This is a genomic window from Actinomyces sp. HMSC075C01 (assembly GCF_001812965.1).
Classification (GTDB): domain Bacteria; phylum Actinomycetota; class Actinomycetes; order Actinomycetales; family Actinomycetaceae; genus Actinomyces; species Actinomyces acetigenes.
The window spans coordinates 51,087-65,310 of the sequence record NZ_KV811009.1 but is presented as its reverse complement, the minus strand read 5'-3'; the positions used below and the strand labels follow the sequence as shown (position 1 = coordinate 65,310).

Annotated in this window: 11 protein-coding genes and 1 tRNA gene; 5 read left to right on the top strand and 7 right to left on the bottom strand. The window is 70.9% G+C overall.

Annotation, left to right across the window (positions count from 1 at the left end; all coding sequences use genetic code 11):
- Positions 1–88 precede the first annotated feature (88 nt).
- The 4 genes from HMPREF2883_RS08470 to HMPREF2883_RS08455 all read right to left on the bottom strand — a co-directional run bounded on the left by HMPREF2883_RS08470 (position 89) and on the right by HMPREF2883_RS08455 (position 4,800).
- Entirely contained in the window at positions 89–1,993 is a 1,905-nt protein-coding gene (locus HMPREF2883_RS08470) for a WD40 repeat domain-containing protein (protein WP_070661025.1), read from the bottom strand.
- A 420-nt stretch (positions 1,994–2,413) separates the two neighbouring features.
- On the bottom strand, positions 2,414–3,406 hold the full coding sequence (locus HMPREF2883_RS08465; RefSeq protein ID WP_070661023.1) for a ribose-phosphate diphosphokinase: 993 nt from the start codon (positions 3,404–3,406) through the stop codon (positions 2,414–2,416).
- Between the two features lie 137 nt (positions 3,407–3,543).
- Entirely contained in the window at positions 3,544–4,536 is a 993-nt protein-coding gene (locus tag HMPREF2883_RS08460) for a bifunctional UDP-N-acetylglucosamine diphosphorylase/glucosamine-1-phosphate N-acetyltransferase GlmU (RefSeq protein ID WP_141759078.1), read from the bottom strand.
- A 192-nt stretch (positions 4,537–4,728) separates the two neighbouring features.
- Positions 4,729–4,800: transfer RNA gene (locus HMPREF2883_RS08455), tRNA-Gln, on the bottom strand.
- 198 nt (positions 4,801–4,998) lie between these two features.
- Between HMPREF2883_RS08455 and HMPREF2883_RS08450 the strand changes: the two genes are divergently transcribed.
- From HMPREF2883_RS08450 to HMPREF2883_RS08435, 4 genes are all read left to right on the top strand, one after another.
- A complete protein-coding gene (locus HMPREF2883_RS08450) occupies positions 4,999–6,219 on the top strand; it encodes an acyltransferase family protein (RefSeq protein ID WP_070661021.1) in 1,221 nt (406 codons plus the stop codon).
- Positions 6,220–6,222: 3 nt separating this feature from the next.
- A complete protein-coding gene (locus HMPREF2883_RS08445) occupies positions 6,223–6,975 on the top strand; it encodes a TetR/AcrR family transcriptional regulator (RefSeq protein WP_070661018.1) in 753 nt (250 codons plus the stop codon).
- 242 nt (positions 6,976–7,217) lie between these two features.
- The gene (locus HMPREF2883_RS08440; protein ID WP_070661015.1) at positions 7,218–7,877 is read left to right on the top strand and encodes a YveK family protein; all 660 of its coding nucleotides are present in this window, start codon (positions 7,218–7,220) and stop codon (positions 7,875–7,877) included.
- 114 nt (positions 7,878–7,991) lie between these two features.
- Positions 7,992–9,287, top strand: a complete 1,296-nt coding sequence (locus tag HMPREF2883_RS08435; RefSeq protein WP_070661013.1) for a hypothetical protein — start codon at positions 7,992–7,994, stop codon at positions 9,285–9,287.
- A 313-nt stretch (positions 9,288–9,600) separates the two neighbouring features.
- On the opposite strand, the gene HMPREF2883_RS08430 is transcribed toward HMPREF2883_RS08435, so the two are convergent.
- Both HMPREF2883_RS08430 and HMPREF2883_RS08425 read right to left on the bottom strand, forming a co-directional pair.
- On the bottom strand, positions 9,601–10,653 hold the full coding sequence (locus HMPREF2883_RS08430; protein ID WP_070661011.1) for a glycosyltransferase family 2 protein: 1,053 nt from the start codon (positions 10,651–10,653) through the stop codon (positions 9,601–9,603).
- Positions 10,650–11,732 (bottom strand): glycosyltransferase family 2 protein, encoded by a 1,083-nt coding sequence (locus tag HMPREF2883_RS08425; RefSeq protein WP_070661009.1) that lies wholly within the window; start codon positions 11,730–11,732, stop codon positions 10,650–10,652. Before HMPREF2883_RS08425 ends, HMPREF2883_RS08430 begins: the two co-directional genes overlap by 4 nt.
- A 144-nt stretch (positions 11,733–11,876) precedes the next feature.
- Between HMPREF2883_RS08425 and HMPREF2883_RS08420 the strand changes: the two genes are divergently transcribed.
- Positions 11,877–12,956: a glycosyltransferase family 2 protein gene (locus HMPREF2883_RS08420; RefSeq protein WP_070661005.1), complete on the top strand. Its 1,080-nt coding sequence runs from the start codon at positions 11,877–11,879 to the stop codon at positions 12,954–12,956.
- A gap of 72 nt (positions 12,957–13,028) precedes the next feature.
- Here HMPREF2883_RS08420 and HMPREF2883_RS08415 read toward each other — a convergent pair whose 3' ends face one another.
- A complete protein-coding gene (locus HMPREF2883_RS08415) occupies positions 13,029–14,000 on the bottom strand; it encodes a diaminopimelate dehydrogenase (RefSeq protein WP_070661001.1) in 972 nt (323 codons plus the stop codon).
- Positions 14,001–14,224: the final 224 nt, after the last annotated feature.

Here is a 14,224-nt window from a genome sequence, read left to right as displayed (position 1 = left end):
GGTCCGATGCTTGAAGCATCGGACCCGCCCTTGATGTCTGCAGCGAGCCGCTAAACAGGTCCCGGCCAGGGGCCGCGCCCCGAGCCGCTCAGTTGTCGTCCTCGTCGTCGTCGGCCTGGTCGTCGTCGGCCTGCTTGTTGCCGCCCTGGTCCGCGTTCTCGGCGGCGTTCTTCGCCTTCTTGTCCTGCTTCTCCTTGTTGTTCTGCGCCGTCTTAGGGACCGTGACGCTCGGGATCTGGGCGGTGATGGTGTTGCCGCTGGGGTCGGAGACCACCAGGCGGTAGGTGTGATCGCCAGGCGAGCAGGTGCTGTCTTCCAGGCTGTGGCTCTTGAGCGCCCAGCGGGTGTCGCTGATCTTCTCGGTGGCCACCGGCGTGGTCTCGTCATCCCGGTAGAGACTGTAGGTCAGGGTTGGGTCGTCGCGGTCCCAGGTGGCTTTGAACCCGACCCTCACCGAGCCCGAGGTCGTCACCTCCGCCTTGGCGGCCAGGGTCTCGGCCTTGCCCTCGGGGGGCAGCGTGGGCTGGCCCGCACGTCTGGGGTAGCGCACGATCCCTTGCTGGGTCGTGCCGTTGGCCTCGACGAACTCACCCACCATGAGGATGTAGGAGTCGGTGACGTCGATCTTGTAGGCGGCCTGGGACATGCCCGTGTACTTGCCCGCCTCCAGGTCCGGGTACCAGCCGATGATCGTGGGGCTCTTGTAGCCCGACGTCGACCAGTCCTGGTAGCCGTTGACGACGCCCTGGTGGCGGATGGTGATGTCGGCGCTGTTGGTGAAGGCCATGGCCCGCACGTACAGGGGGTGCGGACCGTCCTTGCGAACCTCGGGCATGTTGGGGAACCCGTAGATGGTCTCGCAGGAGTGGGCGTGCCCCACCGTGTAGACGGTGTCCTTGGTGGGGGCGATCCCGTAAGTGTCACCGTGGCACGGCTCGAGCCAGATGAGGTTGCCGTCCCAGTCCGCCCTGAAGCTCCCCTCAAGGTTGGCCTCGTCTAGACGTCCGACGGCGGAGTAGGCGGTGCCGTAGAAACCGTCGTCGTCGACGGCGATGTCGAAGATGGCGGCGTGCTCACCGGCCGTGCGCACGGTGTCGTTGACGGGCATGGGCAGCATCTCACCGGTGGAGGCGCTCAGGAGCGCCATCCCGTAGCCGGGTTTGCTCGAGCCGTTGACCGAGGAGAAGGAGCCGCCGATGACGACCTTGGAGTGGTCCGGGGAGACCTCGATCGCGTAGACCTGGGCGTTGGGGCCCTCTGCGGAGGCCGTCCAGTTCAGCAGCTGACCGGTGGAGGCCTTGAGGGCGGCCAGCCTGACACGCGGCTGACCGTTCACCTTGGTGAAGTAGCCCCCGGCGTAGAGGGTGTCGCCGGCGACCGCAATATCCTTGACGGTCGTGTTGAACATGGGCCTGAAGGAGGAGATGAGGGTTCCGTGCCCCTGGGTGAGGTCGAAGGCCGCCAGGCGGCTGTGCCACTCGCCGTTGACCTTGTCGAACTCCCCGGCGACGTAGAGGGTCTTGCCGTCCTGGGAGACGGCCAGGCTGCGCCCTGGCCCGTTGAGGGTGGGGGCGAAGTCCTCGATGAGCTTGCCTGTGTTGAGGTCGTAGGCCAGGATGTTGGAGCGCGCGATCTGCTGCTGCTTCTTGGGGGCGCCGGCCGGGCGGGCGTTGTCGAAGCTGCCGACGACGTAGACCACGTCGCCGACGACGAGTTGTCCCCAGGCGACGCCGTCGATCTGCACCGTGGGCAGGGGTGCGGCCGTGTACGCGGGCTCCCGGGAGGACTGACCGGAGGGGTCGGTACCCGCAGCACCGCCGCCCCCGTTGTCGCCGACATTGCCGGAGCCGTCGCCCTGGTCGTTCCCATCGGCATCGGCCTCCTGAGCCGCGGCCACCGGTGCGGCGGGAGTCAGGACGACCATCGAGGCGAGTAGCAGCGGCAGGAGGGACAGGATGATGGCAAGACGAGGGATGGTGGAGAGACGACGCACGGAAACCTCCGGTACATATGGCGAGCAACGCGCAGGCGGATCACGGCACACCGTTGACATCAGGGCGAATGAGGCTCACTTGAGTCGCCGGTCAAATGCCTGTGACAACAATTAATTTAACTGGTAGCGCCTGTCAGTTCTGGGAGCACGTCCACTCATGCGGAACACGAAGAGAGAACGAAAAGGACACAAATCGATGACGGCACCACGCTACGCGACCACAGGGTCGGATTGCAACAAAATCGTTACCTGAAGGGTGCTCCACGCCCTGAGCACGACTCACCGCCGTGGTGGGCTAACTCCATATGAGACGCCCTCACCGGGCCCCGGTCAGGGGCCGGCGAGGGCGGGAGCGCGAAGGCCGGGGTCGGTGCGCGGCGGGCTCATGGGGGTTCTGAGACCCGCACGGACCTGCCGGTCTCAGGCGCCGGCGACGCCGACGGTGTCGAAGAGGGAGGCCACCGAGCCGTCGTCGAAGACGGCCTTGATGGCCCGGGCCAGCAGCGGCGCGATCGGCAGGATGGTCAGCTGGTCGAAGCGCTTGCCGGCGGGGATCGGCAGAGTGTCGGTGACGATGACCTCGCGGGCCCCGCAGGTGGAGAGCCGGTCCACGGCCGGCCCGGAGAGCACCCCGTGGGTCGCGGCGACGATGACGTCCTTGGCGCCGGAGTCCAGGAGCACCTGGACGGCCTTGGCGATGGTGCCGCCGGTGTCGATCATGTCATCGACCAGGACGCAGGAGCGCCCCTCGACGTCGCCGACGACGCGGTTGGCCACCGACTCGTTGGGGCGGGTGACGTCGCGGGTCTTGTGGACGAAGGCCAGCGGGGTGCCGCCCAGCTGGTTGGCCCAGCGCTCGGCCACCCGGATACGGCCGGCGTCGGGGGAGACGACGGCGGCGTTGGCGGGGTCGACGCGGGTGCGCACGTAGTCCACGAGCACCGGCTGGGCCCACAGGTGGTCCCAGGGGCCGTCGAAGAAGCCCTGCTCCTGAGAGGTGTGCAGGTCCACGCTCATGAGGCGGTCGGCGCCGGCGGTCTTGTAGAGGTCCGCCACGAGGCGGGCGCTGATGGGCTCACGCCCCAGGTGCTTCTTGTCCTGACGGGCGTAGGGGAAGAAGGGGGCCACCACGGTGATGCGCTTGGCGGAGGCGCGCTTGAGGGCGTCAACCATGATGAGCTGCTCCATGAGCCAGTCGTTGACGCGGTCGCCGTGGGACTGGACGACGAACACGTCGCAGCCGCGCACCGACTCGTTGAAACGGACGTAGGTCTCCCCGTTGGCGAAGTCGTAGGCCGTGGAGGACAGCACCTCGGTGCCGAGCTCACTGGCCACGTCCCGGGCGAGCTCGGGATGGGCGCGCCCGGAGACGACGACCAGCCGTTTCTCACCCTTGGTAATGATGCCCGTCATGACGTGGTTCCCTTCTCACGGCCGGTGCGGCCCTCGATGTAACTGTTGGAGACGGAGGTGAAGGTCAGTGATCGCTTCGGCCGGCAGGGCCGTGAGGGCCCGACCGGCCGGGGCCGAAGCTGCGGAGCGCTCATGCCTCAGGCCTGGGCGGCGTCGGCGTCGAGCTGGCTGAAAGGGGCCACGACGCAGCCGGCCGGGATGACGGCGTCGGTGAGGATCGCGTAGGCGCCCACGCGGGCGCCCTGGCCGACCCGGGTGGTTCCGCGCACGAGGACGCCCTGCTCGAGGGTGACGTCCTGGGCGAGCTCGGCGGTGACGTCCACCCAGGTGGAGGCCGGGTCGACGACGCCGACGCCCTGGGCCATCCAGTCGGCCAGGACGCGGCGGTTGAGCTCGGCGCCGAGCTCGGCGAGCTGGGCGCGGTCATTGCAGCCCTCGACGAGCCAGTGGTCGGCGACGACCAGCGCACTGGTGGACCGCCCGGCCCGGTGAGCATGGGCGACGACGTCGGTGAGGTAGACCTCACCCTGGTCGTTGTCCGTGCCCAGGGTCGCCAGGGCAGTGCGCAGGTGGGCGGCGTCGAAGACGTAGACGCCGGCGTTGATCTCGCGGATGGCGCGCTGGGCCTCGCTGGCGTCGCGCTGCTCGACGACGGCCGAGACGGTGCCGTCGGCCTCGCGCACGACGCGCCCGTAGCCGGTGGGGTCCGCGAGCTCGGTGGTCAGCAGGGTGACGGCATCCCCGCGCTCGTTGTGCTGGGCCAGCAGCTCCTTCAGGGTGGCGGTGTCCAGCAGCGGGACGTCCCCGCTGGTGACGACGACGGGCCCGTCCAGGTCCTCGGGCAGGGCGGCCAGTCCGCAGGCGACGGCCCGCCCGGTGCCGGAGACCTCGTCCTGGTCGGCCGGGACGGCGTCGGGGGCGACCTCGGCGAGGTGGGCGATGACGGCGTCGCGCTCGTGACGCACGACGACGACGAGGTGCTGGGGCTCGAGCCCCCTGGCTGCGGTGACGGCGTGGTCCACCAGGCTGCGACCGCCGATCCGGTGCAGGACCTTGGGGGTGACCGATCGCATACGAGTTCCCTTGCCTGCGGCCATGACGATGACGGCGGCGGGTGCGGTTGGCGTCACGTGTCCTCTTCTCACAGGTTCGCGCCCGGGCTCCCGACGTCTCCGGCCATGACCGGGCGGAGGCCGGGGACGGACTCCAACGGTTTCTGAAATCAGGTACGGATGGACGGTTGGCGCGTATCCCGCCGGCGACCGGGTGACCGCAGTCGGGCGTGAGAGCGAGGGAACCCCAACGCCGCTCATGCTACGCCGCTCCGCCCCCAGGATTCGAACCCGGGCCTCAAGGCTCCAAAGGCCTGCGTGCTGCCGCTACACCAGGGCGGAAGGACACATCCCGGCCCGGGCCCGACGGCGAGGGGCGAGACGCCGGGACAGTCTCTCACGTCCCGGTCGCACTCGGCACCTTCGCGGCAACTCAGCGCGCCCCGGTCGCGCCCGGCACCGGGCCTCGCACCTGCACGGGGCGCATGCCACACTCCTCGGACTTCGCGGTCGGCCGGGAGGACAGGGCAGGATGGGGGCATGTCCAGTTCCCCCTCCGCTCCCCCTCCCTCTTCCGGCAAGCCGGCAGCGGTGCGCCTCATCGAGCTCGACGGGCTGCGTGGGCTGGCGGCCGTCGTCGTGCTCATCCACCACGCCCTGGAGACCGTGCCCGCACTGGCGGAGGTCGGGGCGCGGCCCGGCACCGTGCCCACCGGCACCTTCAACCGGATCCTCACCCAGAGCCCCCTCCACCTGCTGTGGGCGGGCCACGAGGCCGTCCTCATCTTCTTCGTCCTGTCCGGCGTGGCCCTGACCTACCCGGTGGCCCGCCGCCACGCCCAGGGGCGGCGCTTCGACTGGGTCGACTACGCCCCGCGGCGCTTCGTGCGCCTGTGGCTGCCGGCGGCGGCCTCCACGACCTTCGCGGTCATCGCGATGCTGCTCGTGCCGCGCTCGGAGGATCCGGCGCTGGGGCGTTGGATGACCGACACTCACCCCCCGGGGCTCGGGGCGCGCCAGATGCTCATGGAGTACCTGCTCATCCCCAAGCACGCCTACCGCAACACGGTCTTGTGGTCGTTGCACGCCGAGGCGATCTTCTCCTTCGTGCTGCCCCTGATGATCCTCGGCGTGGCCCTGTGCGCCCGCTGGCGGGTCTCCTGGCTGCCGGTCGCGGCTGCCCTGGCGGTGCCGGTCATCACCGCCAGCCCCGGCTCGGGCAGCTACCTGCCGGTCTTCACCGTCGGCGCGGTCATGGGCTGGGCCTGGGGGCACAGCCCCGCCCCGGTCCCCGAGAGCCCCCGGCCCTGGGCGACGACGCAGGCCCTGGTGTGCCTGCTGCTCATCACCCTGGCCTGGTGGCCGGGGATGGAGAGCCACACGGCCCAGCGCCTGGCCAACGCGGTCACCCTGGCGGCGGCGGCCTACCTGGTCCACCTCGTGGTGCGCGCCGGGGCGCTGCGCGCCCTGCTGCACTCACGCACCGTGCAGTACCTGGGGCTCATGTCCTTCTCCCTGTACCTGGTGCACGAACCGGTCGTGGTCTCACTGCGGCTGCTGACGCACTCGATGTCGCCGTGGTGGGTGCTCGTCCTGGCACCGCTGGCCTCAGCGCCACTGACCTGGCTGTTCCAGCGCTACATCGAGGCCCCCAGCCACCGACTGGCCCGCCGCACCGGGGCGCTGGCCTCGACGCGCTTCACCCAGTGGTCCCAGCGCCGTCACCCCGACCAACCGGCCGACCGCAGCAGCGAGGTCTAGACCATGGCGGCCAAGCGCACCCGCATGAGTGCCAGCGAGCGGCGCGAGCAGCTCATCGCCGTGGCCCGCGGGCTGTTCGCCGAGCGCGGCTTCGACGCCACGAGCGTGGAGGAGGTGGCGGCCCGCGCCCAGGTGTCCAAGCCGGTGGTCTACGAGCACTTCGGCGGCAAGGAGGGCCTGTACGCCGTCGTCGTCGACCGGGAGATCACCACGATCTCGGCCGCGATCTCCTCGGCGATCGCAGACCCGGCCGCGGACGCCGCAGCGGCGCCGGAGGCCGACCGGCACGCACCAGGAGGATCCGACGCCTCCGGCTCTGCCTCACGGATCGCCGAGCGGGCCGCCCTGGCCCTGCTGACCTACATCGAGGACTCCCCCGACGGTTTCCGCATCCTCTCGGCGGGCTCGGATCGCGCGGCCGGCACCTACTCCACGCTGCTGGCCGACGTCGCCATCGAGGTCTCCGGGATCCTCGCCTCGCAGTTCGCCGCCCACGACCTCGACCCGCGCACGGCCCCGCTGTACGCCCAGATGCTGGTGGGTATCGTGGCCATGCCGGCTCAGTGGTGGTTGGAGAACCGCTCGATGAGCAAGGAGGAGGTGGCCGCCCACATGGTCAACCTCGCCTGGAACGGCCTGCGCGGCATGAAGGCCAGACCCACCCTTCACTCCGGCCCCGCAGGCGACTCAAGCGGCTCCGAGAGCGCCTCGGAGCCGAGGACCGACTCGCGCACCGAGGGCTCCAACGAGCCCTGAGCGCCGCCCCGAAGTCACTCACACCCGCGTCGTCGTCGGTCTTGCTCCGCCTGGCGCAGGTCCGTCGCATTGATCACTACCCGACCGGTCGATCGCCCTGCGAGTGCCTGCAATCCTCGGGCCTCAACGACCCAACGAGTTCTGAGAAGTGCCCGGGAAGGAGGTGAGTCACTTCCCGCGCCCGGCTCTCGTTCCATACCGCGCGCTATTCTGTTGCTCCCGCAATCACCGAAACGGAACCCATGGACCCGGAAACCCTCATCATCGCGCTGCGCAAGAACGCAGTCCTGGTGGTCATGCACGTTGTGCTGGGCACCATCATCGGCACTGTCTTCGGCCTGTTGACGCCGGCGCAGTACACCTCCACTGCCAACGCGAACCTGTACGTGGAGAACGGTGAGGCCAACCTCCCCAGCACCTTCAACTACCTGACCTCCGTCATGCCGACGCTGGTGGAGATCGGGACCTCGGAGAGCACCTTCGCGGAGGTCTCCAAGAACACGGGGATCAGCCAGGACGAGCTGCGCAGGTCCGTGTCGGTAACCAGCAAGACCGGCACCACGCTGGTGGAGATCCGGTGCACCAGCACGGATCCCGAGCGCGCCCACAAGATTGCCGAGGCCGAGCTGACCGCCCTGGACTCGGTGGCCCGCGACCTGTCCAGCTCCGGGCAGGCGGGGAACACCACCGCGACCCTCAAGGTAGTGGACTCCCCCACGACCCCCTCCTCCCCCTCGAGCCTGTCGGCCGTGTCCACCGCGCTGATCGGGACCGCCATCGGGCTCGCCGCCGGCGCCATCATGGCGATCCTGCTGTACTTCCTGAGTCAGAAGAACCCGCAGGACAAGGTCGAGGACCCGCTGCTCATCATCGGGCGTCGTCGCTCTCGGGAAGACGCCTGACCGGCCGTGGCCCAGACATGGTCGCAGGCCCTCTCCCACCGGGGCTCGCGGACGCCGTCGGACACGGATCCCGGGGCGGGCCGGAAACCGGGGGCGACATGGCGCCGGCTGGAGATGGCGATCGCCGTCGTCCTGTTGGTCTGCGTGGGTGTGCGCCGCGAGCTGGCGGCCGCCCTGAGCGTCGGGGACTGTGTCGCACTCGCCTCGGTCCCCATCACCTGGACGGCCGTACGCAAGGCGCACCGGTTCTCGCTGCTGCTCGTGATGTCCATCCTGGCGGCTGGCACGGCCTACATCATGTCCCTGCTGGCCGAGAGCAGCTTCGCCGTCGAGGCGTGGGCCCGCCGCGTCACCACCTTGAGCCTGCTGGCCGTGCCCTGCGCGGTGGCCGTCTTCGTGTGGGGGGCGCGCCGGCTGGGAACCAGGCACGCGGCCCTGGCGGTCGGCTTCGGCATGTTCCTGGACTCACTGCCCCTGTTGCAGACCAGCACCAACCCGTGGAAGTTCGGGGTCGGTGCGGCGGTGACGATCATGGTCCTCAGCCTCGTGGCCGACCGGCGCCGGCTCGTGCAGATCGCCGCCCTGCTGGTGCTCAGCGCCGTCTTCCTCGTCTCCGACTCGCGCTCCACCCTGGCTTTCCTGGCCATCATCCTGGGCACGGTCATCTGGCAGGCCCTCGCGTCCTGGGCCCGGTGGCACGTGCCCACTCCTCGGCGCCTGGCAGTCTCCCAGATCCTCGTTCTGGCGGTCGTGGGGATCGTGGCGATGGTCGGGGTCGTCATGGCCTCGGAGTCCGGGACCCTGGGCGAGGACGCCCAGAACCGGACCATCGCCCAGTCCTCGAGCTCGGCGGGGCTGCTCCTGTCCGCCCGCCCCGAGCTGGGGGCCTCCTGGGCCCTGTTCCAGAACCGACCCTGGGGGTACGGCGCCGGTGTCAAGCCCCGTTTCGAGGACCTGTGGGTGGCCAAGCGCGGCATGGCGGCCCTGGGCTATGACCCGGAGAACGGGTATGTGGAGAACTTCATGTTCGGCGGCCGCATCGAGCTGCACTCGGGGGTCATGGACATGTGGGCGGCGGCCTCGATCCCGGGCGGCCTGCTGCTGCTGCTCATCGCCGGGATGGCGCTGGCGGCGATGATGCGTGACCTGGGGCGACTCAAGGCCACCCCCTGGCTGTTCTTCGCGGCCCTGACCGTGGTGCAGAACGTGTTCGTGGGGCCCTGGACGGTGCTGCCCGCCTACCTGCCGATCGTGCTGGGGGCCGCCGTCCTGCAACCTCCCCTGCGCGAGGCCGCCCAGCTGGGCATCGACGACGAGCCGGGTGGTGAGCCCGTCGGTGCCGCTCCGGCGGCCCTCACGGCTGAGTCCGTACCCGAAGACCCAACCACCACAGATCAAACCGACCTTTAGTCGAACTCCACGAAGTCGGGATCGTAGAACACCTTGGGGCTGATTCACAGAGTCAGCCGATGCCAGCATCTTCGCAAGTCACAGTACCTTCAACGGAAACCGTGAATAAGCCTCCAGGTACAGCCCCCTCAGAACCGCAGCCGATCCCTCCGGCTCCACGCGCCCCCCGCAAGGGCGGTGGTGCCGCCTGCGCCCGCCGCCGAGCCGGGCATTTTTCGCGTAGCCCCACGGAATTTCTGTTGGGGCACGCGAAAAATGCCCGGCTCGGCACAAAGGTGGAAGGAGAGAAGAGACTGGGGTGCTCGACAGCCGCTCAGTGGTCGTACTCGCGGTGGACGCCGCCTCCGACGCTGGCCGCCAGGATGCCGCGGCCGCGGGCCAGCAGCCGGGCCCCCTTGGCTGCGTGCCGGGGGCTGCCGATGAGGGTTCCGCCGGCGGTTCGCAGGCCGCCGACGACGATGCGCGCCAGGCCACCGGCGGCGGCCCGGGCCCGGATGGCCGGCTGAGCCCCACCACCGGCCAGCGCCAGCTCCACGCGCACCGAGGTGGCGGCATGGGAGCGCTGCCGTCTGAGGATCCAGGGGCGGGTGAGGCGCGAGGCCGGCACGTGGTCGCGCACGCGCGCCTCATCGCACCAGCGGATGACCCCACCGGCGGCGCTCAGTCGACGGGTGAAGAGCGTGTCCTCTCCCCCAGTGGCGCCGAAGGCCTCGTCGAAGCGCAGCCCGGCCCGGCGCACAAAACCCAGGTCCAGCAGCAGGCAGTTGGAGGCCGCCACCGGGCGGACCGTGCCGGTGGGCCAGGTCCTGCGCACGAAGAACTCGCCCTGGCGCACCCACGCCTCCGGCTCGACGTCGTAGACGGGGACGACGGGCCCGGCCACCGCCTGGCAGCCGGTGGAGGCCCACAGCCCCACGAGGGCGGCGAGCCAGCCGGGCTCGGGCTCCTCGTCGTCGTCGATGAAGACGAGCAGGTCGCGCCCGCCGGTCTCATCCAGGGCGCGGTTGCGCACCGCCGCCACGCCGGGCCTCTCCTCGACGACGTAGCGCAGGCCCACGGCCCCGGGCCCCTCCGGCGCCTCCGCTGAGGAACGCACCGGCATCCCGGCGTCGGCCGCTGCGGCGAGGGCGGCCTCGCGCCCGGTGCGCTGGGCGTCGTTGTCGATGACGAGGACCTCGACGTCGCTCACGCCCCTCCCGGTGCCCCCATCCGCATCCGCCGCACCCACCGCATCGCCCTCGGGTTCGCGGGCCTCGGGGCTCAGGCCGCCGACCAGTTCCCGGGCCTGCTCCAGGACCCCGCTGACGGCCCGCTTGAGATCCTGCGGGCGGCGGAAGGTGGGGATGGCGATCGTCAGCCGGTTCATGCGTTCCTCCTGCCGGGGCGTGCCGTGCTTCGCCTGCGGCGGGGGCGGCCGTACTCGCGCACGTGGACGCCCAGAGCGCCCACGACCATGCCCAGTCCGCCGCGTGAGGAGACCTCGTAGCGGGCCTGGGCGGGCACGTCGCCGCGGATGCGGGCCAGGCCGGCGCGCGCCCCGTCGACACCGGCCTTGGCCAGTCCCTTGGCGCCGTAGCCCAGGCGCAGCCTGAGGCGCGCGAGCCGGCCGGAGGCACCACCGTCGGCAGGACCGACCGTGTCGATGCGTACCCGGGCCCAGGACGAGCCCGAACGCAGGGAGCGCTCCAGCACCCAGGTGCGCCGGGCGCGGGCCGCGGGCACGCGCTTGGTGACCACCGCCCCGGCCGCGAAGCGGATGATGCCGCCGGCGCGGGTGAGCTGGCGGGTGAACAGGGAATCCTCCCCGCCGGTGAGCCCGTAGCGCGGGTCGAAGCGCAGCCCCAGGCCCTCGACGACGGCCAGGTCCAGGAGCAGGTTGCCGGTGTCGGCGCTGCGGACCTGGGCGCCGTCGGCGGCCTCCCAGGAGTCAAAGGCGCCCGAGGCGACCACCCACGCCGAGGGGTTAACCTCGAAGGTCGGCGGCGTGGGGCCGGTGACGGCGGCGCAGCCCTGGGCGCGCCAGGTGCTCACGAGGGCCTTGAGCCAGCCCGGTGAGGGGATCTCGTCGTCGTCAATGAAGATGAGGGCGTCGGAGCCGTGGGCCTGGCTCAGGGCCCGGTTGCGGCCGGCCACAATGCCCGGCTCGGGCTCATGGACGTAGACCAGCCGCGACGTCGCCGCCGCGTCTGAGTCAGCCGACCCGGACGGCTCGGCCTGCCCGGGCGACCCGGACAACTCTGCCGCCTCCGGCGGCTCGCCCACCAACGCCGCCCGAGCGGCCTCGACGACGGCCCGAGCCCCGGCCTGCGGGTCGTTGTCCACAATGAGCACGCTCGCCGTCGTCTGCGCGTCACAGACGTCGTCGGCCTGCGCCAGCAGCTCGGGGATCACCTGCGCGAGGTAGTCGTTACGACGATAGGTGAGCATCGCGATGGTCAGGTGCACGTCCAGCCCCGTCCTTCCTCCCGCCTGCCGGCGGATCGCGGCGTGATATCAGGGTCTAACGGTACTATCACGAAGCGGGTGCGCCCCACGGCGGGAGCACCCGAGCCACGACGTCGCCCCCGCACCCGGAAGGCTCCTGCTCCGATGACCGCCACCCCCGACCCCGCCCAGGGCGCCGAGACCCCCGAGGCCGCCGATCCGACCGGACCCGCCACCGGCGCCCCCGCCAAGGCCGTCGAGATCACTGAGGCCTCCGAGGCTCTCTCCGGCGGCGACCTGCTCTCGCGCACGGCGGTCATCGTCGTCAGCTACGACTCGGCGGCGCTGCTGGAGCGCACGCTGGCGCGCGTGGCCGAGGACTCCCCCGAGGCCCGCATCATCGTCGTCGACAACTACTCCACGCCCGCCGCCCGCGAGGAGCTGGTGGCGCTGGCCTCCTCGCGGGGCTGGGAGGCGGTCCTGCCGGAGACGAACACCGGCTTCGGCGGCGGCATGAACCTGGGGGTGGCCCGGGCCCGCGAGCTCGGCGCCGACCTGCTGGTCCTGCTCAACCCCGACGCCGTCATCGCCCGGGGCGACCTCATCCGCCTGGTGGCCAGGGCGCACGCGGACCGGCTCGCCCTGGTGGCGCCGGTGCTCAAGGACTCCAGTGGCCGCGTCGTCTCCGACGGGATCGTCGTGTGCCTGGCCGACGGCTCGATGCGCTCGCGCCGCTCACCGCGCCCGATTCCTCCCGGCGGCACCCAGCCGTGGCTCTCGGGGGCCTGCCTGGCGCTGTCGGCGGACCTGTTCGAGGCCGCCGGCGGCCTGGACGCGCGCTACTTCCTGTACTGGGAGGACGTGGACTTCTCGGCCCGGGTGCTGGCGGCCGGGGGCAGCCTGGCCCTGGTGCGCGACGCCGTCGCCGTCCACGATGAGGGCGGCACCCACTCCGAGGACGACCAGTCCGACCGCGCCAAGTCGGACATCTACTACTACTACAACGTGCGCAACCGGCTGCTGTACGCGGGGCTGCACCTGGATCGGGCCACGCAGCGCCGCTGGGTGGCCACGGCGGGCCGGGCCGCCCGGGAGATCGTCCTGCGCGGCGGCCGGCGCCAGCTCCTGAGCACTCGCCGCCCGCTCGTCACGGCGGCGCAGGCAACCCGGGACGGGATGAGGCTCCTGCGTGCAGCCCGCCGCGGCGAGCTGCCTGACGTCGACGTCCCCCTTATCCGCGATTGACTCAGCCGGAGCCGGGGCGTCCCGCTGTCGGCGCGGTGTCGACGGCGGGACGCCTCGGGTTGTCCGCCCGCCTCACAGGTAGCGGGCGCGCAGCTCCTCAGGGCTCGTCGGGGACAGGTCGGCGAGCGTCACGTCGAACACGGTGCGCGCGCCGGTCTCGCCGCGGGCGGCCAGCCTGGCCACCGCTCGCGCCGTGGCGACCAGGACCGAGCCGGTGAACTCCGGGTTGGAGTCAAGCTGGAGCTCGAAGCTCACGGTCTCGGCCACACCCTCGGAGGTGTGCCCGCGGCGGATGACGGAGCCGCCGTGCGGGATCCCGGCGTGCTCGGCGGCCAGCTCCTCGGCGGTGATGAAGGTGACGGTGGTGTCGTAGTCGGCGAAGTAGTTGGGCATCTCCACGATCTCCCGCTCGATGCGGGCCAGGTCGGCGCCCTCCTCGGCCACCACGTAGCAGTCGCGCGTGTGCATGGAGCGGGTGGTCAGCTCGACGTCGTCACCGGCCTTGACCGCGGCGACGGTGGCCTCCACCGGGAGGGTGTACTGCTTGGCGTCCACGACGCCGTCGATGCGGCGCAGGGCGTCGGAGTGCCCCTGGGAGACGCCGGGTCCCCAGAACGTGGTGGTGGCGCCGTCGGGCAGGACGGCCTCACCCAGGACCCGCAGCATGGAGAACAGGCCCGGGTCCCAGCCGGCGGAGATGAGGGCGACGTGGCCGGAGGCCTTGGCGGCGGTGTCGACGGCGGCGAAGTGCTCAGGAATACGAGCGTGGGTGTCGAAGGAGTCGACCGTGTTGAACACGGCGGCGGCGGCCGGGGTCTGCTCGATCAGGTCGGTGGCCGAGCCCCCGCAGTTCAGGCAGACATCGACCTTGTCGGCCCAGGCGGCCATGTCGTCGACGTGGGCGACGGGCGCCCCCTGGGTGGTGACGCTGGCCGGGTCGCGTCGGGTGAAGACGACGGCGACCTCCATGTCCGCGTTCTTGGTGATGGCCTGCTCGACGCCGCGGCCGAGGTTGCCGTATCCGTTGATCGCTACCCTGATCATGGTTCCTCCTAGTGGGTTCTCACTACAGGACGATCCTAGGGACGCACCATGTTGCCTGCGTGTGACATGTCGGGGAGTGACCGTCTGGGCGACGGGGCTACACGTGCCTGCCGGGGTCAGGCGGTAGGTGCTCACGACTGTGTTATCTCATGACTTCTGAGAGTTTCGGATGTCATGACGTTGGTGACGCGTGATGGGACCCAGGTGGCCGGGGCTGGGTGCGG